The 19,130-nt window shown below is 62.7% G+C and carries 23 protein-coding genes; 11 read left to right on the top strand and 12 right to left on the bottom strand.

What is annotated here, in order from left to right:
• Window positions 1-288 precede the first annotated feature (288 nt).
• Together BMX61_RS18330 and BMX61_RS18325 are read right to left on the bottom strand one after the other, a co-directional pair.
• Entirely contained in the window at window positions 289-1,296 is a 1,008-nt protein-coding gene (locus BMX61_RS18330) for a sensor histidine kinase (protein WP_234794736.1), read from the bottom strand.
• A 389-nt stretch (window positions 1,297-1,685) separates the two neighbouring features.
• Window positions 1,686-2,480, bottom strand: a complete 795-nt coding sequence (locus tag BMX61_RS18325) for a response regulator (protein WP_075625615.1) — start codon at window positions 2,478-2,480, stop codon at window positions 1,686-1,688.
• Here BMX61_RS18325 and BMX61_RS25445 point away from each other — a divergent pair.
• From BMX61_RS25445 to BMX61_RS18310, 3 genes are all read left to right on the top strand, one after another.
• Window positions 2,479-2,817, top strand: a complete 339-nt coding sequence (locus BMX61_RS25445) for a NepR family anti-sigma factor (protein ID WP_407703795.1) — start codon at window positions 2,479-2,481, stop codon at window positions 2,815-2,817. The two genes, BMX61_RS18325 and BMX61_RS25445, sit on opposite strands and share 2 nt — an antisense overlap.
• An 8-nt stretch (window positions 2,818-2,825) precedes the next feature.
• Window positions 2,826-3,380, top strand: a complete 555-nt coding sequence (locus tag BMX61_RS18315) for an RNA polymerase sigma factor (RefSeq protein ID WP_075625614.1) — start codon at window positions 2,826-2,828, stop codon at window positions 3,378-3,380.
• Window positions 3,381-3,870: 490 nt separating this feature from the next.
• Window positions 3,871-5,361: a sensor histidine kinase gene (locus BMX61_RS18310; protein WP_075625613.1), complete on the top strand. Its 1,491-nt coding sequence runs from the start codon at window positions 3,871-3,873 to the stop codon at window positions 5,359-5,361.
• A gap of 141 nt (window positions 5,362-5,502) precedes the next feature.
• Here the strand turns inward: BMX61_RS18310 and BMX61_RS18305 are convergent, their stop codons facing one another.
• The 4 genes from BMX61_RS18305 to BMX61_RS18290 form a co-directional block, all read right to left on the bottom strand.
• The gene (locus BMX61_RS18305) at window positions 5,503-5,940 is read right to left on the bottom strand and encodes a hypothetical protein (protein WP_075625612.1); all 438 of its coding nucleotides are present in this window, start codon (window positions 5,938-5,940) and stop codon (window positions 5,503-5,505) included.
• A 277-nt stretch (window positions 5,941-6,217) separates the two neighbouring features.
• Window positions 6,218-6,580, bottom strand: coding sequence for an ElaB/YgaM/YqjD family protein (locus BMX61_RS18300; protein WP_075625611.1), 363 nt, complete (start codon window positions 6,578-6,580; stop codon window positions 6,218-6,220).
• A 161-nt stretch (window positions 6,581-6,741) separates the two neighbouring features.
• Complete coding sequence (locus tag BMX61_RS18295) at window positions 6,742-7,539, bottom strand: heme ABC transporter ATP-binding protein (protein WP_075625610.1); 798 nt, start codon at window positions 7,537-7,539, stop codon at window positions 6,742-6,744.
• Window positions 7,536-8,726, bottom strand: a complete 1,191-nt coding sequence (locus BMX61_RS18290; RefSeq protein WP_083639200.1) for a FecCD family ABC transporter permease — start codon at window positions 8,724-8,726, stop codon at window positions 7,536-7,538. The genes BMX61_RS18295 and BMX61_RS18290 overlap by 4 nt, the downstream gene beginning before the upstream one ends.
• A 179-nt stretch (window positions 8,727-8,905) precedes the next feature.
• On the opposite strand from BMX61_RS18290, the gene BMX61_RS18285 reads away from it, so the two are divergent.
• The 3 genes from BMX61_RS18285 (at window position 8,906) to BMX61_RS18275 (ending at window position 11,051) form a co-directional block, all read left to right on the top strand.
• A complete protein-coding gene (locus BMX61_RS18285) occupies window positions 8,906-9,361 on the top strand; it encodes a hypothetical protein (RefSeq protein WP_075625609.1) in 456 nt (151 codons plus the stop codon).
• A gap of 29 nt (window positions 9,362-9,390) precedes the next feature.
• Window positions 9,391-10,383, top strand: a complete 993-nt coding sequence (locus BMX61_RS18280; protein ID WP_075625608.1) for a TonB family protein — start codon at window positions 9,391-9,393, stop codon at window positions 10,381-10,383.
• A 245-nt stretch (window positions 10,384-10,628) separates the two neighbouring features.
• Window positions 10,629-11,051 (top strand): DUF2325 domain-containing protein, encoded by a 423-nt coding sequence (locus BMX61_RS18275; RefSeq protein WP_075625607.1) that lies wholly within the window; start codon window positions 10,629-10,631, stop codon window positions 11,049-11,051.
• Window positions 11,052-11,084: 33 nt separating this feature from the next.
• On the opposite strand, the gene BMX61_RS18270 is transcribed toward BMX61_RS18275, so the two are convergent.
• Window positions 11,085-11,456, bottom strand: a complete 372-nt coding sequence (locus BMX61_RS18270) for a DUF423 domain-containing protein (RefSeq protein WP_075625606.1) — start codon at window positions 11,454-11,456, stop codon at window positions 11,085-11,087.
• A gap of 109 nt (window positions 11,457-11,565) precedes the next feature.
• On the bottom strand, window positions 11,566-11,961 hold the full coding sequence (locus tag BMX61_RS18265; RefSeq protein ID WP_075625605.1) for a group II truncated hemoglobin: 396 nt from the start codon (window positions 11,959-11,961) through the stop codon (window positions 11,566-11,568).
• 178 nt (window positions 11,962-12,139) lie between these two features.
• On the opposite strand from BMX61_RS18265, the gene BMX61_RS18260 reads away from it, so the two are divergent.
• Window positions 12,140-12,481 carry a DMT family transporter gene (locus BMX61_RS18260; protein WP_075625604.1) on the top strand — a complete coding sequence of 114 codons (342 nt, stop codon included), beginning with the start codon at window positions 12,140-12,142 and terminating at the stop codon, window positions 12,479-12,481.
• Between the two features lie 142 nt (window positions 12,482-12,623).
• On the opposite strand, the gene BMX61_RS18255 is transcribed toward BMX61_RS18260, so the two are convergent.
• A complete protein-coding gene (locus BMX61_RS18255) occupies window positions 12,624-13,898 on the bottom strand; it encodes an alpha/beta hydrolase (RefSeq protein WP_075625603.1) in 1,275 nt (424 codons plus the stop codon).
• 235 nt (window positions 13,899-14,133) lie between these two features.
• Between BMX61_RS18255 and BMX61_RS18250 the strand changes: the two genes are divergently transcribed.
• Together BMX61_RS18250 and BMX61_RS18245 are read left to right on the top strand one after the other, a co-directional pair.
• On the top strand, window positions 14,134-15,186 hold the full coding sequence (locus tag BMX61_RS18250; protein ID WP_075625602.1) for a dipeptidase: 1,053 nt from the start codon (window positions 14,134-14,136) through the stop codon (window positions 15,184-15,186).
• A gap of 24 nt (window positions 15,187-15,210) precedes the next feature.
• On the top strand, window positions 15,211-15,648 hold the full coding sequence (locus BMX61_RS18245; RefSeq protein WP_075625601.1) for an EamA family transporter: 438 nt from the start codon (window positions 15,211-15,213) through the stop codon (window positions 15,646-15,648).
• Between the two features lie 28 nt (window positions 15,649-15,676).
• Here the strand turns inward: BMX61_RS18245 and BMX61_RS18240 are convergent, their stop codons facing one another.
• Complete coding sequence (locus BMX61_RS18240; RefSeq protein ID WP_075625600.1) at window positions 15,677-16,252, bottom strand: DUF1349 domain-containing protein; 576 nt, start codon at window positions 16,250-16,252, stop codon at window positions 15,677-15,679.
• Between the two features lie 345 nt (window positions 16,253-16,597).
• On the opposite strand from BMX61_RS18240, the gene BMX61_RS18235 reads away from it, so the two are divergent.
• A complete protein-coding gene (locus BMX61_RS18235) occupies window positions 16,598-17,272 on the top strand; it encodes a YiiX/YebB-like N1pC/P60 family cysteine hydrolase (protein WP_083639199.1) in 675 nt (224 codons plus the stop codon).
• 17 nt (window positions 17,273-17,289) lie between these two features.
• Here the strand turns inward: BMX61_RS18235 and nhaA are convergent, their stop codons facing one another.
• Window positions 17,290-18,492 (bottom strand): Na+/H+ antiporter NhaA, encoded by a 1,203-nt coding sequence (nhaA, locus tag BMX61_RS18230; protein WP_075625599.1) that lies wholly within the window; start codon window positions 18,490-18,492, stop codon window positions 17,290-17,292.
• Between nhaA and BMX61_RS18225 the strand changes: the two genes are divergently transcribed.
• Window positions 18,491-18,784: a hypothetical protein gene (locus BMX61_RS18225; protein ID WP_075625598.1), complete on the top strand. Its 294-nt coding sequence runs from the start codon at window positions 18,491-18,493 to the stop codon at window positions 18,782-18,784. The genes nhaA and BMX61_RS18225 overlap by 2 nt on opposite strands.
• A gap of 27 nt (window positions 18,785-18,811) precedes the next feature.
• On the opposite strand, the gene BMX61_RS18220 is transcribed toward BMX61_RS18225, so the two are convergent.
• A partial coding sequence (locus tag BMX61_RS18220) for a transposase (protein WP_139198957.1) occupies window positions 18,812-19,130 on the bottom strand: 319 nt, incomplete at its 5' end.

Here is a 19,130-nt window from a genome sequence, read left to right as displayed (position 1 = left end):
CATACAACTCACATGCCCCCTCGGTGAGTTGAAGATAACAGCCAGTGCCTCCCCCCGGCACTGGCTGTTTTCGTATGGCCTCACCAGCAAACCCAGACATAGCAAACGATCTGATTTTTGTTTGAAACGGCGGCTCATGGCCTGCCTCTAGGACCCACGCATGTCGCGCGTTTCTCGCCGCCACGACGATGGCGCAAGGCAGGAAGAAGCCTTATGAGGGAATATGCGTAAACGACCGAGGCAGCTGACGTCAGCTGCAATCACGCGCATGCCGCCGACATGCCGTTCTTACTCCTCGAGCCGCGTGATGATCTCATATTCATGCTGCGGGATGAACAGGTGATATTCGATCCGCTCGGGACTGGTGAGATAATGCGCCTTGCCGCCGATGGCGATGGGCACCACGCGTTCCAGCACCGTGCGGGCAAAGCCGGCTTCGCTGCTTTCACTGGCAGGCGCCGGCAGAGGAAGATGTTCGAGCCAGACCAGCTCAAGTGCGTTGCGGCCGTCGATCATGGTCTCGAAGCAGTCCAGCGTCAGCGATGCGGCACCCATGGCGATGGCGCCGTGCGAGGCGGAATTGACGATCAGCTCATGCAGGGCCAGGCCGATATGCAGCGCGGCATTGGGCGAGAGATGTGCGTCGATGCCGGTCGGCGTGAGCGGCATGCCGGGTTCGGACCAATAGGCGGCAAACTGCTTTTCCGCGAGCGCGAAGAGGAAAGCGCCACGCCAGCTCGAATCCGTCACCAGATCCTGCGAGGAGGCAAGTGACTGGATGCGGCCGCGAAAGGCGACGAGGAACATATCGAGCGAGCGCGCCTGGCGCGCCGTCTGCGTGGCGATGCCCTGGATGATGGCGAGGAGATTTTTCGACCTATGGCTGAGTTCGCGCAGCAGGGTTTTCAAAACCCGCTCCCGATGGCGCACATCCGAGACGTCGCTGACGATGGAGACAATTCCGTCTTCCTCGCCGTCTATGGGCTCGATATCGAACCGTAACGTCATCAGCCCGGTCGGCGCAGCGATTTCGATTTCGGTGGTTGCGGCTTTACGGGTTTCCAGCACCTGGCGCTTGAGCAAGCTCAGTTTGCGGGTCTCGCTCTCTCCATCTGCCACGCCGCTGCACGAGGCTAAGTCCCGGGCTACAGCCGGCACATTGGCCATCGAAAGCACGCTCAGCTCTGCATCTTGAAGCACATAGCCCGTACCGGTTTTCAGCAGGATGAGATCGAGCAAGCGCGTGCGTGGGTCCGGTCCGCTGCGCCCGATGCCGGAAATGCCCTGTCTGTCCACGCCCTGTGCCTCACTCGAAAAGCGAACGACCTGTCCAACAACGCAACGACCGCCTAAGCCGTTCCAAAGATCGCATGGTAAGCTTGCGCTGAACTCTGCAACGGCAGACGCGGTGTGAAATTCATCCGCACGTTCAGATTGTTAAAACCGAACTTCGCTCGGAACATCGGAGCGTCCTGTGACGATAGCTCAGGAAAATACAGGGAATGAAGGGAGGTGCATGCCTTGACGACCAATAGCGTTGCGGTTTCTCGCAGTCGCTTCCATCTGTCATGCCTAACCCGAAGCGAAAGCGCCCGCCATCCTTGCGGATAGGCGGGCGCGCGAAAGTGTCGGATCTGTTCGTCTCGCTTCACCAACTTATGCTGGTCGCGCGGGGATGCGCAGCCTCAGGCAGCAGCGCGGGTGTTCTCGTTGAAGAACAAGGCTTGGCTGATCAGGGCCTTGACCATGTCGGGGTTGAACGGCTTGGTGACGAGGAAGGTCGGCTCCGGCCGCTCCCCGGTCAGAAGACGCTCGGGGAAGGCGGTGATGAAGATCACCGGGATGGCCGAGGCTTTCAGGATCTCATTGACGGCATCGATGCCCGAACTGCCATCGGCAAGCTGGATATCGGCCAGCACCATGCTTGGCTGCGAGGCCTTGAACAGGGCGATGGCCTCGTCGCGGGTGCGGGCGATGCCGGTGACGCGATGACCGAGGCTTTCGACCATCTGTTCGATATCGATGGCGATCAGCGGTTCGTCTTCAATGATCATGATATCGGTGGCGACCTGGCGCGAGATTTCTTCCGACGCCTGTTCGAGCAACTCGCTCATACGGCCTTCGCCGGTGCCGAGCACCTCCGCCGCTTCATTGGCGTGGAAGCCTTCCACAGCCACCAGCAGGAAAGCCTGGCGGGCAAGCGGCGAAACCGAAGCGAGATTGATGGAGGCCCGCTTCTCCCAAGCAAAGGGCGAAACCGGCTCCGGAATCAGGATCGAGGAATTGCCAAACAACTTCGTATAGAGCTGGAACAGGGCGACGCGATCGCTGCTGGCCTCGGGGAAGATCGAAACATCGGCGATCAGCGCTTCCAGAACCGCCGCGACATAGGCATCTCCCGACGTCTGAGATCCCGTCAGAGCACGGGAATAACGACGCAGAAATGGCAGGTATGGGGCGATCCGGGTGGACAATGACATGAATGGGCTCCCTCACTCCGGCCGAAAACGCGGCCTGATGCGTTTTGAAAACGCAGGAACGATAAATCTTGTTCCCGCCCGGAACAAATTTTTGCATATCGCGTTTCCCCCTCGGATAGTTTTTGAGGGTGCTGCTGCTACAATGAACTACAACAATGGGGCTAGGCACGAAGGCGAGCAACCGCCGCGGCCAGACAACACACACGCGCAGATCGCGTCGAAGCTTCGCGCACTTTACCTGTCGGTTCAAGAGGAAGCGATACCTGACAGGTTCCTTGATCTCTTGGAAAAGCTTGATGCCGTTGAGCGGCGCTCGCTTCCCGATGTTGCGGAATGAGCAAGTCCATGTCGACTGAGGAACCGAACTTCAAGCGCGAGATGCTGGCTGCCCTGCCGAGTCTGCGTGCCTTTGCCATGTCGTTGATCGGCCGCCACGACCGCGCGGATGATCTTGTGCAGGACACCATCATGAAGGCCTGGGCGAAGCAGGACCATTTCGAGATGGGCACGAACATGAAGGCTTGGCTTTTCACCATCCTGCGAAACGAGCTGTACAGCCAGATGCGCAAGCGGGGCCGTGAGGTGCAGGACAGCGACGGATTTTTTACCGAATCGCTTGCCCAGCATCCGTCGCAATACGGCTCTCTCGATCTGCAGGACTTCAAGCGGGCCTTGAACATGCTGCCGCCGGACCAGCGCGAAGCCATCGTCCTCGTCGGCGCCTCCGGCTTTTCCTATGAGGAAGCAGCCGAGATTTGCGGCTGCGCCCTGGGCACGATCAAGAGCCGCGTGAACCGCGCACGTCAGCGCCTGCAGGATATTCTGCAGGTGACCGGCGAGAATGAATATGGCCCGGACGCAACATCCGCGCCGCTTACTTCACGCGCTTTCGTCTCCTGATCTTCGGATGCGCCTGCCTTCTTTGTAGGGTGGGCGCATTCGGCAAGGCAGGTCCGGCGCATGATCAGTATTCATCATCAGCGTGGGTTGGCTTCAGCAAAGTCGGGCCGACGCGTCTGTACGTCCGTGCGAATGTCAGCATTGCCTTTTTTTAATTTTCCGCCCGTGGCTCGCGGGTTAGATTGTTTGGCGCGCTTTCGCCGGGTCATGCTCTGAGTGTCGGCAATCGCGCTGTCGATTTGATCGAATACCGGTGAGATTGTCAGCGGATCTTGAAAACGATCATCGCGCTGGCAAGAGAGGGCTGGCTCGAATGTCCAGACCGCGCTAAGGATTGATCGCGTTTCGGCGCGCCTGCGGTGTCCGGCGACAGCCCGCAGCGCGGCGACAGACCAGGGCGAGTTTCAATGGCTGCTCTTCGTTTCGAAGCCGATTTCACCGTGTTTTCAGTGGACAGGCCTTCGCCTTGATCCTGTCCAGGGGACTTTGAATGACGACCGTGACCCATTCGGCGGTTTCGCCTCTGCCAACGCTCGTGCCGCCGGCGCCGCTCGAACCCCATGACGAGAGGGCACTGCACGACTCAGGCGGGGATCGCGATCTGCTGCATGTGGCCAAGCTGGTCGCGTCGGTGCTGGAGGTGCGCTCGGTGACGATCGGCTGCCGGCGTTCGGCAAGCCCCGTTGCCTGGCTTGGTTTGACCCCTGAAATCGCCGATTTTGCCCAGCATCTGGCTCCAAGGCTGGGCGACCAGCCCCAGACCATCGTCCTTGCCGACGTCCGAACGGATGCGGAGCTGTCAGGCCACGAGGCGGTGACGGCTGGTGCGCCTCTTGCCTTCGCCTGCATTCTGCCGGTCTTCGCTGAAGGAAAGCCTGTCGGTTTTCTGTTTTTGGGGGATGGCAAGATCCGCAATGGCCTCAGCAGCGAGGAAGAGGCGAAGCTCGCCGATTTTGCCGCCATCATCGGCTCGATGATCTCGCTGAAGGAAGATGCCAACCAGCGTGCGCTCAACGAAGTGGCTTTGTCGCGCGATGAGCGCCGCCACGCCATGGCGCTGGAAGCGGCCAATGTCGGCAGCTGGCTGTGGGACGTGCGGACGGGCACGATCTCGTGCAACCTGGCCATGGCCCGCATGTTCGGCATGGAGCCCGCAGCCTCCTATCACGCGCGGGACTTCTTCACCGCCATCCACCGTGACGACCGGGCGCGCATGCTGGAAAACCTGCGCCATGCCATGGCCGGCGCCGCCGATTACGACAGCACCATCCGCGTGGCCTCGACCGGCCGCTGGCTGCTTGGGCGAGGCCGCGTGCATGAGCGTGACGCCAAGGGCCGTCCAACCGTGTTTCTCGGCGTCAATATCGATGTCACATCGGAACAGACCTCCAGTCAGCGAACCCGGCTGCTGCTGCGCGAGCTCAATCACCGGGTGAAGAATACACTGGCCATGCTGCAATCGCTGGCGCGCCAGACGCTGCGGCAGACGAGCGATCCGCAGCAGTTCATGACCGCTTTTGCCGGCCGGCTGCAGGCGATTTCCGAAGCGCATGGGCTGCTGTCGGATCATGAATGGGGCGCAATCCGTCTGTCTGCTCTGTTGGAGAAGCAGCTCGCTCCGCATGTGCGCGACTATCAAGCCCAGGTCGAAATCCACAAGGACGAGATCCTGCTTGGCCCCGATCAAGCCGTGGGGCTCGGTCTGGTTCTGCACGAGCTGGCGACGAATGCAGCGAAATACGGTGCGCTTTCTGTTCCCAAGGGCCGGATCGTCTTCACCGCGCGGGGCGTGCCGGAAGAAGGCGGGCGCGTGCTCCACCTGACCTGGACCGAGGTTGGCGGCCCCCTCGTGCAGGAGCCGCAGCGCCGGGGGTTCGGCTCCATCCTGATCGAACGCAGCCTGGACAAGGTTATGGGCAGCTCGGTGAAGGTCGAATATCTGCCTGATGGCGTGACCGCCATCATCCGCCTGCCACTCTGACCAGTCATCTCGCACGCAGCAGTCCGTGGTCTTGAAGCGGTAGCGCGAAGCAAGCCTTTCCCGAAATTATAAAGCCAAAAAAAACGGCGCTCCAGAGGAGCGCCGCAACAAGGCCGATTGTGCCGATCAGAAGGCCAGCGATCAGGCGTCGTCGTCGCGTCCGCCGAAGCCGAGGCGGGTGAAGCCGAGCAGGCCGCCGACTGCCATGGCAATGCCGGCTGCCATCAATGGCTTGCGGCGAAACAGCGTCATCGTCGTGGCCATGACCAGATTGGTCTGCACCTGCGATTTGCGCTTGCGCTCCTCGGCGATCCGGCGGTCTCGTGCTTCCATGATCGACATGGTGATGAGGGTAATGATGCCAAACACCAGGAAGACGCCGCCCACGGCCAGCGTGGCGCCGATCGGTCCCAGCTTGTGGGAGAGGTAGATCGTTAAGGCGATCAGCCCGAAGATTACGGCTGTCAGAAAAAAGGAGCCGGCAATCGCACGCAGAATCGCATTGCGTTTGATGCGAGCGACCGCGAGGCTCATATCGGTTGCGGCCAAGCTGGATAGAAAAGCCACAAGCGGGCCCATAAGCGTCTCCCAGAACAGTTCCGGATCGTCACATGGCTCCGGACATCGATAAGTTTCACGCGCCGCCGAGCGTGCTTGGTTCGGATTTTAAGCGCCCTGCGCACTTCACCGCCTCGAGGTGCGCAGGCCTATTTCCTGTGCCGCTTGGTGGTCCAGCGGCACCTGTCATCCTCGCTGCGCAGTCCAACAGCCGAACAAGGCGCTCGTTCCCGCGTATCGGCGAAATAAGGCGAAGGCTCTTGGCTCATGCAACACGAGGCATGCGGTCCTGGGAGGACTATTTGCGCATCATCGAGACGGCGAGAAGACCGACGGCGGCGATAATGCCGACAGCTGCAAGCGGATGTTCGCGCACCGTGTGGCGGACCTGACGCTCGGTGGAGGCATAACGATGGCGCAGATCGGACAGCAGTTCCTCCGCACCCTCCATCATGTCGCTGAAACCAGCCTCTGCTGCGGAGCGCGCGTCGCTTGCACGGTCGCGCACGAGGTGGGACGCCTTGTCACCGCGCTTGGCAAGAAGGCGGGTAAGGGACGCGATGTCGTCGCGGATATCGCTCAACTGACCGTCGAGCGACTGGTCGAACAATGCGCTTCCACGCCGGCGGGAGGACTTGCCGGAGAAAAGATCTGATAACATAGGGAAACTCCTTCGTGCCGCGGGTTCGGCTCAAGACAGGGCAGGCAGGCGATGCATGACTTGCCACATCCCTGGCCTCAAAACGTTCACAGCCCGGATTTGTTCCTAAGGAAAAGCCGAAATGCCGGCCAACGCGGCCTCTTATAGAGGCTTGATTACCCCTACGGCTCGATGGCGGTCTGCGGCAGGACGAAGGGGATCGGCGGCGGCGGCACGGCCCCGACCCTGAGCGCGCAGCCAAAGAGGCGGCCGAGCAGCGGATCGGTCATCACCGCGTCTGGCGTGCCCTCGGCCTCTACCCGGCCGGCGCGCATCATCACGATATTGTCGGCGAACATGGCTGTGAGGTTGAGGTCATGCATGACCGCCACGACGCCACCGCCTTTGCGCGCATGGGCGCGGGCAAGCTGCATGATCGACAGCTGATGGCGGATGTCTAGGCTGGAGACGGGCTCGTCGAGAAACAGGAAGGGCAGGGCATGCTCTTGTCCCGCTGCCTCGATCTGGCAGAGTGCCCGGGCGAGCTGGGCACGCTGCTGCTCGCCGCCGGAAAGCTCGCCATAAAAGCGCCCGGCAAAGCCGCCGAGATCCACGGCCTCGAGCGCTGCCGCGATCAGCCGGCCGTCCTCGCCGGCACGTCCGCCGGCTGCCTGGAGGCCCATGGCCACCACCTCCCGCACGGTGAAGGGAAAGGCCAGCAGGCTTGCCTGCGGCAGCACGGCCCGCATGCGGGCAAGGGCCAGCGGCGAGAGCGACGACACCTCCTGGCCGCGCAGGCGGATCGAGCCGCGATAGGCAATCTCGCCTGATAGCGCCTTGAGCGTCGTGGTCTTGCCGCAGCCGCTGGGGCCGATGATCGCCGTCAGAGCACCGGCTTTGGCGGTGAAGCCGGTGCCGGAGAGAATGGTGGCGCCGCCAAGGGTCACGCCGAGATCGCGCACGAGAAGATCCATGCTCATAGGCCCAGGCGGCCCCGACCGCGAATGAGAATGGCGAGAAAGACCGGCGCGCCGGCCAGCGCCGTGATGATGCCGATCGGCAATTCCGCCGGAGCGGCGACAAGGCGCGAGATCATGTCCGCGCCAAGCAAGAGGGCGGCGCCGAGAAGCGCGGATGCCGGCAGCAGATAGCGGTTGTCGGGGCCGATGACGAGACGCAGGAGATGCGGGACGACGATGCCGATAAAGCCGATGGCGCCGCTGGTGGCCACTGCGGCGCCCGTCGCGGCGGCAACACAGAGGATGGCGCCGATTTTGAGCCGCTGCACCGAGAAGCCCATGTGGAAGGCAGCCGCTTCTCCAAGCGTCAACGCATTGAGCCCGCGCGCCAGAATGCTGCTGATCCCCAGCGCGACCAGGATCACCGGTGCGGCGATCGCCACCTTTTGCCAGGTGGCGCCGGCCAGCGATCCGAGCGTCCAGAAGGTGATGTCGCGCAATTGCCGGTCATCGGCGATGAAAACCAGAAGGCCGGTGGCGGCGCTGCTCAAAGCGCCGAGCGCGATGCCGGCGAGCAGCATGGTCGCGACCGAGGTGACCTGGCCGCTGGTGGCGATGCGATAGAGAAGCAGCGTCGAGGCCAGCCCGCCGAGAAAGGCGGCAAGCGGGAGAGCGAGCAGGGATAGCGCCGGCGGCAGCCAGGGCATGAGCGCATGGCCGAGGACGATCATCGTGACCGCCCCCAATGCCGCGCCGGAGGAGACGCCGACCAGCGCGGGATCGGCCAGCGGATTGCGAAACAGCCCCTGCATCAGCGCGCCTGAGACAGCCAGCGCCGATCCCACGAGCAGGCCCAGAAGGGCGCGCGGCAGGCGGATGTCGAGGATGATGATGCGGTCGCGCAGCGAGGCCGCGCCATCCTCGATCCCGAGAATCAGCCTGATCACGGCGGGCACCGAGGCGTTGGCGACGCCAAGCATGATGGATGCCAGAAAGGCCATGGCCAGCAGAACGATGAGCAGCGTAATGGCGCGCCGGGCCTTGGCGGAGCGGTCGCCGGCCAGATGGTCCTCCACGCCACGGCTTTCCGTCAGCCGGCGGCCGGCCGGTTGGTCGCTTGCCAGGACTGCCTGGGACCGACTGCCTGCTTCATCCGTCTGCAACCGACCGGCTGCCAGGTCGTCGCTTCGTCTTTCGACGCTTGCCATGCTCATTCTCCTTCCGGCAAAGCCGGCCTTGCCATCGGCCGCACCTGCGATCCGCCGCCCCGTGTCGGTAACAGAGGACGGGGGTGACAGAGGATATTGCACCCGCTATCTTGACTGCCTTACTCACGTTTATTTATGGACGCAAGGCGACAGGTTCGGCGGCGATGCGAGGAAATGGCATGACGGGCATGAAGACGAGTGTGATGATGGCGGCCGGCTTTGCCTTGTCGCTGGCAAGCCTTCCGTTTGCCGGTGCCGCATGGGCCCAGGACGCAGCCGGCGCGGCGAAGGGGCTTCTGGTCGAACTGAACAGCCTGACGCCATCCGATAAAGGCTGCAAGCTGACCTTTACCGCCGAGAGCGCGCTTGCCCAGGATGTCGGCAAGGTCTCCTTCGAATTCGTGCTGTTCAACGGGCAGGGCCTGGTCGAGCGCATGGCGGTGCTCGATTTTCGCGATCTTCCGGCCGGCAAGACCAAGGTGCGCCAGTTCGATCTACCGGGCACGCGGTGCGAAGCCTTGGGCAGCCTGCTGATCAATGACGCGCCTGTCTGCACGGGCGAAGGCCTGGCCCGCGAAGCCTGCATGAGCGGTCTGCGCACCGGTTCCAAGGCGCCGATCGCGCTGAAGGGCTGAGGCCGGCAGCAGAATAAGGGATCAGGGTGATGAGTAAGACACTGCGCTGGACGGTGGGGATCGGCCTTTCCTTGTGCCTGCATGCCGTTGCCGGAGCCGTGATCCTCATGCCGAAGACCGAGGCGCCCGATATGCTCGAAGGAGGGCAGGCCATGCAGGTGGCCATGCTGGGCAATGCCTTCGAGGAAACGCTCCAGGCTGGCGCGCCGAACGAGGTGCTGAGCCCCAGCGAGCAGCCAACGGAAACGGCGGAGATCGACCCGCTGGCGCCGACGGAGATTGCGCCGGAGACGGTAACGCCGCAGACGAGCGAGAGCGTAGCACCGCAGGAGATTGCACCCAACCAGCCTGTCCAGACGGCCACCGTGCCCTTGGAGCCGCCGGCCCCGCCCGTTGATGCCGATGTGGTGATGCCGGAGGAAAGCCTGCCGCCGGTCTCGCAAACGCCGCCGGACGTCGTGGCTGCCGCCCCGCCTGTGGAAACGGTGGTGCCGCTGGAAAGGCCGGAGCCGCCCAAGCCCGAAAAGCCGCAACCGCCAAAGCCGGAGCTTTCGAAAAAGCCTGAGCCGAAAAAAGTGGCAGAGCGCGAGACGCCGCGCCGCGCCAAGCCGACAGGCGGGGAAAAGGGCGCCGCCCGCGAGTCCGCGCGCAAAGGCGAGGCCGATGGCGCGGAAACAGCCAATGCCGCAACCAGCAGCGCCGGTTCGTCCGGCCGCTCCAGCGATGCCGGCAATGCCGCGGCATCGCGCTACCAGCAGATGATCCAGTCACGGCTAAGACGCGCCAACAAATACCCCAGTGAGGCGCAGCGGGATGGCCTGCGAGGGACAGTCGTCGTATCCTTCCTGATCGGGCCAGGTGGAAGCGTCTCTCGCGTCTCGGTTCTGTCAAGCAGCGGGTCTGCTGTTCTCGATCAGGCGGCGATGGACAATGTCCGCCGAGCCGCGCCCTTTCCCGCCATTCCAGCCGCCGTCGACAGGACCAGCTGGCTGTTTAAGGTGCCGCTGGAGTTCAAGCGTTAGGAAAAGCAGGGGTTAGGTCGCTGGCAGCTTGTCGGTAGCTGGAAGGTTCATGTGGAGCCACGAAGGACCGCGGTGCCAGTCATTCTTCCCGCAGGCTGCTCGAGGAACGCCCAGCCTTTGGCAACTGGCGCCTTAAAGATGATAAAATTACTCATATTATCTTGCCGGCGTCATACAGTTGCGCTAGCGTACGGCCATCTCAGGTTTCTCACCTGACTTTTTGAACCCATTCGGAGACTGGCAAGATGGGCGACAAGCGCTCGGGCAAGAAGACCAAACGCAAGGATGTCCCTGACAAGGTCGAGACCGCGGCCCCGGCCGACACCGTTTCGGCGCAAGGGCTGGAAGGCCGCAGCTTTCTTTATGTCGGCGGCCGGGATTGTCAGGTCGCGCATCTGCGTGAAATCGCCGCCCAATTCGGCGCCGAACTGCTGCATCATGATGGCGGCCTGCGCGAGGCGGTCTCGCGGATCGATCGGGTTCTTCCCTCGGTCGATTGTGTCTTCTGCCCGATCGACTGCATCAGCCATGACGCATGTCTGCGCGTGAAGACGGGCTGCAAGAAGTTCGGCACCGCCTTCGTGCCCCTGCGCAACGGCAGCAAATCCAGCCTTCAGCGCGCCTTGGAAGATCTGAAGACCACGCCGCCGGCGCGCACCAACGGGTGAGCGCTGGACCGGCACCTGTCATGTGCCGGTCGTTCAGGCCTTGGGCGAAGGCAGAAGCCCGCCGATCGATACAGCCAGCCATCCGGCCATGATGGCAAAGCCGCCTGCGGGCGCCGCCATGGGAAAAAGCCCGTGGCCCGCCATATGGCGCATGGTCATGTCCCCGGCAAAGAGCGCAGTGCCAACCGCCATCAACAGTGCGGCAAGGGCAGCCGTGCGCAGCCGATCCCATGCGGCGGCCAAGGCCACAAGCGCCGGTGCATGCGCCAGGCAGAGGGCGGATGCGGCGGAGAGCAACCGCGCATCCTCTGCTGCGCCATGCGCAGCCCCGGCAGCGCTGGCCACGCCGGCAAGCCCCATCAGGCCGGCGATGAAGAGAGCATTCCGTCGGCTGTCGAAGGCCATGTTGTGCGTTCCTTATGATGTGCCCGTGCATGCGGATGCCCGCGATCGGTCCGTGTGCCAGCCTGATCAACGGCATGGGGCGTCCGACCGACGGGCAAGGGCGCTTTTGCTACGGCATGTTCTGCATGTGATGCGCCAGCCGCGTGATCGGCTCCAGAATGATAGCGCGCAACTGTGGGTGGTCCACCGTCTCGTCCAGCGCGCGGGTGAAGCAGAGCAGCCATTCATCGCGCGCCTGCGCATCGATCGCCGCGCCGAAATGCCGCCGGCGCAGCATGGGATGCCCGTATTTCTCGACATAGACAGGCGGCCCGCCAAGCCAGCCCATCAGATAATCGGTCAGCTTGTCACGGCTCGTCGTCAGATCTTGCGGATGCAGCGCCCGGCAATGTGCCGCCTCAGGCAGACTGTCCATCAGCACGTAGAAGCGCGTGGTCAGCGCCTTCACCGTGTCCTCGCCGCCGATCGCTTCGTAAAGAGGAATGGTCTGCGCCGTCTTGCTCATCGTCACTGTCATCCTCGACGCTTGCCGCTGGCGGTCAAGCCTGCGTCGCCGCCATGGCGCCGGCCATTGTTGTGCCATGGCATAAAGCAAACGCCGGGCCCGCAAAAGATGCGTATCGTCGCACAGGGTCCTAGTTGGAACATGCCGGCGGGCTTGGCAAAAAGGAGACTGCCGCGCAATGAATCCGCTCACCCTCTACGCCATTCTCGTCATCGCCATCATCTTCGAGGTGCTTGGCACATCGGCCCTGCAGGCAGCCCAGCACTTCACGCGGCTCTGGCCGACGGTCATGATGGTCGTCTGCTATGCCGTCGCCTTCTTCTGCCTGTCCTATACGCTGAAGGCCATCCCCGTCGGCATCGCCTATGCCATCTGGAGCGGGCTCGGCATCGTGCTGGTCTCGCTGGTCGGTCTTTTGGTTTTCAAGCAGACGCTGGATACGCCCGCACTGATTGGCCTCGGCCTGATCATCTCCGGCGTGCTGGTCCTCAACCTCTTTTCCAAATCGACCTTCCATTAAGACGATGCCGGCCACCTGCCGGTCTTGGAGCCGATCTCTGACGCATCGATCTACGCAGCTTAAAAATTGACGTTTTCAACAGGGCAGCAAAAGACGGCAGGCTGCGCAGCCACCCGAACGCCCGCTTGCGCCGATCATCATGTCACTGCAGCGTGGCCGCGCCCACCGTATTGCCGAGCGACTGGTTGAGCCGGTCCAGCTGCTCGCCGTAATTGGCGCGGGTGCGGGGGTCGAAGATCAGGATCGGCGTCGAAACGGCGACACTGGCTGCGCTGCCTACCGTCTGGGCGGTGCCGAGCGCCACGGCGCCGACGCGCTCGCCGATACCGACTTCGGAATCGGTAATGGTCTGGCCGGCGATCAGGCGGTTGCCGAGGAGCTTCACCACCTCGGGGCTCTCGGCGAATTTGCCATGGTTGAGCGGATCCCCGCCCTTGAGCGCCGTGAGATCAAGCACGGTAATGCCCGCCTGCTCCAGCCCGCTGCGATAGGGCTCCTGCAAGGGATCGATCTGGCCTAAGCGCTCGACATTGCCGGCAATGCGCCGCGAGAGTGCGAGCGCCCGGTCGTCACGCGAGACGAAGAGCGTGAATTTCGGCTTGTGTGGGCCCATGGCGTCCCACTGCTTCTTGAACACGTCGACATCGATGTCGGGCGAGGCGAGAATGACATTGGTGATTTTCGGCGCCACGCGGCCATTGCGGATGGCCATCTGCCGGAGGGCCTCGGCCACCAGCCAAGAGCCCATGGAATGAGCCATGACGGTGATATCGGCAATTGCCGGGTCCTTGGCGGCCGTGGTCAGCAGCTCTTCCAGCGCGTCGCGGGAATAGTTGGTGCTGTCCTTGTCGTAATTATAATCGAAGATGCTGCCGCGCGACGGCCAGGTAAAGATCACCGGCGCGACGTCGGCCCGTGAATCATGGACGATCTGGGCGAAGCGGTAGACTGCGTCCTCATACCGATTGTTGAAGCCGTGGACGAAGACCAGCATGCGCCTTTGGCGCGGCGCGGTTCGGCGGATCCAGCCGCGAACCTTGGCCGTGTCGTCCATCGGCGTCACTGATACGGTGGCGAAGTCGCGTGCGGGGTTGGCCGGCAGCTTGCGTGGCCATTGCACCTGGCCGACCTGGCGGTTCTTCTCGGGCGGAATCGACACGACGATTTCGGCTGCACGCATCTCCTGGCCGCGCTCGCCGCTGAAGAGAACGCCGGGCTGCTTGGAAGGCGCGCGCGTTGTCGCCACCAGCATGTCCACCGTCGAGGCGCCCACGGAACGCACCGTCGCCGCACTGGCTTCGGGAATCAGCACGCCTTGCGGCCGCCCGGCACAGCCGGCGGTGACGGCAAGCGACAAGACCATGCAAAGCGTCAGGGCCTTGGCGGCCAGCCGCTCCGGCCCCAGGAAGAGAATCATGCCACGCCTCGCTTCTCCCATCGTCGCCTGCGTCCATTGGCACATTTTGCCGGATGGGGACAGCCCTGGGTTTGACAGGCACTGTCCATTTGGACGCCATGCCTCGGCAAGATACACTTGATGCGGGAGGAGATTTTCCGCGCATTGTTTTTGCCGGATGCTTTGTCTAGGCTCGCGCCGGTTTCGGGCGCTCTCTGTGTCCCGGCTTTGAAACGACAGGATGGCAGGGATTCTCATGCAGGCGGTCTTCGATGGGCACAATGACGTGCTCTTGCGGCTCTGGGCTCTCGCGCGCAAAGGCGGGGACCCGCTGGCCGAGTTTCGCGACGGGGCCGCGCATGGCCATATCGATGCGCCTCGCGCCAAAGCGGGCGGCCTGGCCGGCGGGCTCTGCGCCATCTATATCCCCTCCGGCGATCTGATCCTGCGCCAGCCCGACGAGAACGGCCATTACCAGACCCCGCTCGCTGCTCCCCTGGAGCGGCAACCCTCGCTCGATATCGCGCTCGACTTCGCGGCCATCGCGCTGAGGCTTCACCGCGCCGGGATCTGGCGCCTCTGCCGCACCACCGGCGAGATTCGCGCCGCTATGGCGGATGGCGTTTTCGCCGCCGTGCTGCATATGGAAGGCTGCGAAGCGATCGACGAGGATCTCGCCGCGCTCGAAACCTTCTATGCCGCCGGGCTGCGCAGCCTCGGCCCCGTCTGGAGCCGGCACAACGCCTTTGCCCACGGCGTGCCTTTCGCCTATCCCATGAGCCCGGACACGGGCCCCGGCCTGACGGAAGCCGGCATTCGGCTGGTCAAGGCCTGCAATGCGCTCGGCATCCTGATCGACACGGCCCATATGACGGAGCAAAGCTTCTGGGACGTAGAGAAGGTCAGCAACCAGCCGCTGATCGCCAGCCATTCCAATGTCCATGCGTTGACCCCCGTCGCCCGCAATTTGACGGACAGGCAGATGGATGCCATCCGCGCCGGCAAAGGGCTGGTGGGGCTGAACTACGCCACGACGATGCTGCGCGCCGATGGGCAGGAAAATGCCGACACGCCGCTGGCCGACATGGTTCGCCATATCGACTATCTGGTCGAGCGCATGGGCATCGACTGCGTGGCCCTGGGCTCGGATTTCGACGGCGCGACCATTCCGAGCGCCATTGGCGATGCGGCCGGAAACCAGGCCTTGGTCCATGCGCTTGCCGAGGCCGGCTATAGCACTGATGAGCTCGCCAAGCTCTGCCGGGAGAATTGGCTGCGTGTGCTGGGTCAGGCTTGGCACGAGTCCTGATCCAGCAGGCGGGAGGGCGCCGCGATGAAGAGCATGCTGGAACCATGGCAGGCCTGGGCCCTGATGTCGGCCATATTCGCCGCCTTGACGGCGATCTTCGCCAAGATCGGGGTTGGCGATATGCCCTCCGATGTCGCCACCTTCCTGCGCACACTTGTCGTCATCGCGCTGCTTGCCCTGATTCTCTCCATTTCAGGGCAATGGGGCGCAATGCGCAGCCTCAGCCGGCAAGGCACTCTCTTTCTCGTGCTTTCGGGCCTGGCGACGGGCGCGTCCTGGCTTTGCTATTTCCGCGCCTTGAAGGCGGGAGAGGCGGCGCGCGTGGCGCCGCTCGATAAGCTCAGCGTCGTTCTTGTCGCCGTCTTCGGCGTTTTGTTCCTGGGCGAAAAGCTTTCCGGGCCCAACTGGCTCGGCGTGGCCCTGATCGCAGCCGGCGCTGTGCTGGTCGCCTATCGGAGCTGAGAAGGCCGATGCGGGAGGCGATCTTGTCTCAGCTCAGATCATGAAGATCCTTGCCGAGCGGATCCGTGACCTTGAAATCGGAGAAGCTGACGCTCAGGCCCGCGCGCTCGGGCGTGCAGCACATTGGGCCCACAAGATAGGTCTCAGCCTCTGGAAAGGGGCAGAGACGGACCAGCGGCCAATGCCGGCCATCGCCTGAGGCCTGGAGGCGCAGCACGCCCTTGTCGACGGTGATGCGCAGATAAAAATCGCCCGGGTCACCTGCATACCGACCCGTGGCCCAGTCAGATTGTCCTGCCGTCAACACGCTGCCGAGGCAGGCCATACCGTCGGAAAGCTCGATCCCCGCCTTGATCCAGGTCTTCTCGTCAATGCGCACCATCATGCCGGCCTGATCGTAGAGCGCCTCATACCGCGCACGGATGCGCAAGGACGCGCTAAAGCCGCCTTCGCGCCTATAGGCAAAGACATGGCCGCTGTCCCGCGTGAAGCCATAATGAGTCTCGCGCCAGAAATCGGTGTTCGCATCCGTGGTCACATCCAGCCGGCCGTCTTCGACCCTCCATGTCTGCGGCTCATTGATCCAGTGGCATTGGTCGAACATGGCATTCTCCTCATTGGGCCGTGGGCGTGCCTAAAGCACCGGACCGATTCACATTTTGGTCCAAAGCTCCATGGCAGATTTGACGCTTCTCCGCGGCCTTCTCAAAGATCACACGTCAAAGACGGAAATTCCAGTCGAATCAGACGTTTGCTTCTGTTTTGAGGTTGTGATCCGCGCTTTGGAGGACGTGGCGGCCCCATAGCTTCGCCAGCATCGAAACAGGCGGCGAGGGGATATGTTCATTGTGTTTCCGTCAGACCGTATTCGACCTTGCGTTGTATAATCGCTGCTGGCAAAAGACGCGCGCTGCCTGGCGCCGGACTGCGGCTTGGGCTCTCGTGAGGAATGATGAAAACGAAGCGTGCGTTCATTGGCCTCAGCCTGGCTGTCCTGCTCGTGTTTGGCTGGATCGCCGTGCACGCCAAGCCGGATCTGCCGCCGCTAGACGATGGCGATCTGATTTTCCAGACCTCCACGAGCAGCCAGTCGCTCGCGATTCTGATGGCCACGGCCAGCACCTATACCCATATGGGGATCATCCGGCATCGCGCTGGCCAGCTTGTCGTCATCGAAGCAGCCGGTCGCGTGCGGGAAACGCCGCTGGATGCTTGGATCGCGCGCGGTCTCTTCAAGCGCGTCGCCATCTACCGTGATCCGGCCCTGACCCCGGCGCAGGTCGAGACCGTGCTGACTTCGGCCGGCGGGCTTTATGGTCGCCCTTACGACATCTTCTTCTCCTTCGAGAACGATGCGATTTACTGCAGCGAACTGCCCTATCGCGCTTATCAGGCCGCCGGCATCGAACTCGGCCGCGTGCAGACGGTGTCCGAGCTCAACATGGACAATGTCGCGGTGAAGAGCCTGATCCGCAAACGCTGGCAGAGCCACGCGCCCTGCAAGGAAAATGGCTTCGGTTTCGACCAGTGCTATGCCGCGATTCTGCAGCAGACGCTGATCACGCCCGTCAGCATTGCCGATGACAAGCGGCTACGCCTTGTCTTTTCGAACTATCCGCTTTAATCGGCTGCGCCCCGGGATCACCGCGCCGTGCCATCGCTTCGTGTGCGCCGGCCTGAGAGTGCCAGGCAAAGCGCCCCGAGCAGGCCGGCAGCCAGCGAGCCGAGCAGGATGCCGATCTTGACATGATCCTGCACGGCGGGCTCATCGAAAGCGAGCAGGCCGATGAACAGTGACATGGTGAAGCCGATGCCGCACAAAAACGCCGTGCCGATCATCTGCCCCCAGCTTGCTTGCGCCGGAAGATCGGCCAGGCCGAGCTTCACCAGAAGGAAGACGACGCCCGACACGCCGATCAGCTTGCCCAGCAGCAGGCCGGACGCAACACCCATGGTCAAGGGCTCCGAAAAAAGGGCGGCGGAGACGCCCGCAAAGGAGACGCCGGCATTGGCAAAGCCGAAGATCGGCACGATCAAAAAGGCCACGGGCTTGTGCAGCCAATGTTCCAGGCGGTGAAGCGGTGAATGGGCGTGGTCTGCCTCCGGCTTGCCGGGTGTGACTTTCAGGGGGATCGTCAGCGCCAGCATGACACCAGCCAGCGTGGCGTGGATACCGGAGGCAAAGACCAGGATCCAGAGCAAGAGGCCGAGCGCCAGATAGGGCAAGAGCGCCTTTACCTTCAAGCGATTGAGGGCGAACAGCCCGATGAGAACAAGCGCCGCGCCGCCAAGCGCCAACAGGTTCAGATGGGCGGTGTAAAACAGCGCGATGATGACCACTGCGCCAAGGTCATCAATGATGGCAAGCGCCGCGAGGAAGATCTTCAGCGAGGCTGGCACGCGGCGCCCGAGAAGCGAGATGACGCCCAGTGCGAAGGCGATGTCGGTCGCCGTCGGGATCGCCCATCCCTTCAGCGCGGCAGGGTTCGATCCATTCAGGCTGATATAGAACAGCGCCGGCACCAGCATTCCCCCGGCGGCGGCGGCCCCCGGCAAAAGCCGTCGGCTCCAGCTCGATAGCTGCCCGTCCAGCATCTCACGCTTGATCTCCAGTCCCACAAGCAGGAAGAAGACAGCCATCAGCGCGTCATTGATCCAATGCTGAAGGCTCAGCGGGCCGATCTCGAGATGCAGCGCCTCGGCATAAGCGCCCGCCAATGGCGAATTGGCGGTGATCAGCGCCAGAGCGGCAACGACCATGAGCACAAGCCCGCCTGCCGCCTCATGATCGAGGAACCGGCGCAAACTGGATTGGATTCGCCCCTTGGTGAGGATCGAAGACATGGGTCAGACTCCCGAAGAGAGATTGATCAAAGTCTCCGTCGATTTCGGGCAAGCCCGAAGCGCACGCAGCACACGCCAACTGTCCATTTATGGGAATCGGACGCGGTTTTCCAGACAGATCGCCGATTTCTGCGACGATGCGGTGCGGATTGATGGCGTGGGGAGTTTAATGACCGACGTGAGCATCCATGCCTTGAAGAGCCAGCACAAAATAGTTCTCTCAATCCAAAGAAAACTCTTTCGGCAAATGCTGAGTGCACAACAAAAAATTTGTCGCGAAATCGCGCGCTGATCATTATCCGAATATGCTGCCAGACGGTTAGGTCCTGTTGACAAAGTATGGCAGCCATATCTTAGCGGCAGCCAGGGCGAGAAATGCTGAGAAGGATTTTCGGGTCTTGTCGTATCGGGTCGCAACGCGACGGAACTGCTTGAGGCGGTTGAACATCCGCTCAATGCGGTTTCGATCCTTGTATGCCCGGAAGTCACAGGCAGGCGGGTTCTTCCGGTTGGCCTTCGGCGGAATGACTGGCCTGATCCCATGGATCAGGAGTTCCTCGCGCAGGAAATCACCGTCATATCCTTTGTCGGCGAGGAACAGTCTCGGCTTGCCGACAGGTATCGCCAGCAGGTCCGGA

It is taken from the genome of Xaviernesmea oryzae (assembly GCF_900109605.1).
In the GTDB taxonomy this organism is placed as follows: domain Bacteria; phylum Pseudomonadota; class Alphaproteobacteria; order Rhizobiales; family Rhizobiaceae; genus Xaviernesmea; species Xaviernesmea oryzae.
Note: the sequence above shows the minus strand (reverse complement) of the source record. Positions and strands in the feature narration are given on the sequence as shown.

Bases quoted from the DNA above. Each gene is read 5' to 3' on its own strand.
- BMX61_RS18240 (WP_075625600.1), bottom strand. From the start codon at position 16,252: ATGTTCGACCAATGCCACTGGATCAATGAGCCGCAGACATGGAGGGTC.
- BMX61_RS18325 (WP_075625615.1), bottom strand. From the start codon at position 2,480: ATGTCATTGTCCACCCGGATCGCCCCATACCTGCCATTTCTGCGTCGT.
- BMX61_RS18310 (WP_075625613.1), top strand. From the start codon at position 3,871: ATGACGACCGTGACCCATTCGGCGGTTTCGCCTCTGCCAACGCTCGTG.
- BMX61_RS18275 (WP_075625607.1), top strand. From the start codon at position 10,629: ATGGGCGACAAGCGCTCGGGCAAGAAGACCAAACGCAAGGATGTCCCT.
- BMX61_RS18280 (WP_075625608.1), top strand. From the start codon at position 9,391: ATGAGTAAGACACTGCGCTGGACGGTGGGGATCGGCCTTTCCTTGTGC.
- BMX61_RS18270 (WP_075625606.1), bottom strand. From the start codon at position 11,456: ATGGCCTTCGACAGCCGACGGAATGCTCTCTTCATCGCCGGCCTGATG.
- BMX61_RS18285 (WP_075625609.1), top strand. From the start codon at position 8,906: ATGACGGGCATGAAGACGAGTGTGATGATGGCGGCCGGCTTTGCCTTG.
- BMX61_RS18235 (WP_083639199.1), top strand. From the start codon at position 16,598: ATGATGAAAACGAAGCGTGCGTTCATTGGCCTCAGCCTGGCTGTCCTG.
- BMX61_RS18300 (WP_075625611.1), bottom strand. From the start codon at position 6,580: ATGTTATCAGATCTTTTCTCCGGCAAGTCCTCCCGCCGGCGTGGAAGC.
- BMX61_RS18305 (WP_075625612.1), bottom strand. From the start codon at position 5,940: ATGGGCCCGCTTGTGGCTTTTCTATCCAGCTTGGCCGCAACCGATATG.
- nhaA (WP_075625599.1), bottom strand. From the start codon at position 18,492: ATGTCTTCGATCCTCACCAAGGGGCGAATCCAATCCAGTTTGCGCCGG.
- BMX61_RS18255 (WP_075625603.1), bottom strand. From the start codon at position 13,898: ATGATTCTCTTCCTGGGGCCGGAGCGGCTGGCCGCCAAGGCCCTGACG.
- BMX61_RS18250 (WP_075625602.1), top strand. From the start codon at position 14,134: ATGCAGGCGGTCTTCGATGGGCACAATGACGTGCTCTTGCGGCTCTGG.
- BMX61_RS18315 (WP_075625614.1), top strand. From the start codon at position 2,826: ATGTCGACTGAGGAACCGAACTTCAAGCGCGAGATGCTGGCTGCCCTG.
- BMX61_RS18290 (WP_083639200.1), bottom strand. From the start codon at position 8,726: ATGGCAAGCGTCGAAAGACGAAGCGACGACCTGGCAGCCGGTCGGTTG.
- BMX61_RS25445 (WP_407703795.1), top strand. From the start codon at position 2,479: ATGAATGGGCTCCCTCACTCCGGCCGAAAACGCGGCCTGATGCGTTTT.
- BMX61_RS18225 (WP_075625598.1), top strand. From the start codon at position 18,491: ATGGGTCAGACTCCCGAAGAGAGATTGATCAAAGTCTCCGTCGATTTC.
- BMX61_RS18295 (WP_075625610.1), bottom strand. From the start codon at position 7,539: ATGAGCATGGATCTTCTCGTGCGCGATCTCGGCGTGACCCTTGGCGGC.
- BMX61_RS18260 (WP_075625604.1), top strand. From the start codon at position 12,140: ATGAATCCGCTCACCCTCTACGCCATTCTCGTCATCGCCATCATCTTC.
- BMX61_RS18265 (WP_075625605.1), bottom strand. From the start codon at position 11,961: ATGAGCAAGACGGCGCAGACCATTCCTCTTTACGAAGCGATCGGCGGC.
- BMX61_RS18245 (WP_075625601.1), top strand. From the start codon at position 15,211: ATGAAGAGCATGCTGGAACCATGGCAGGCCTGGGCCCTGATGTCGGCC.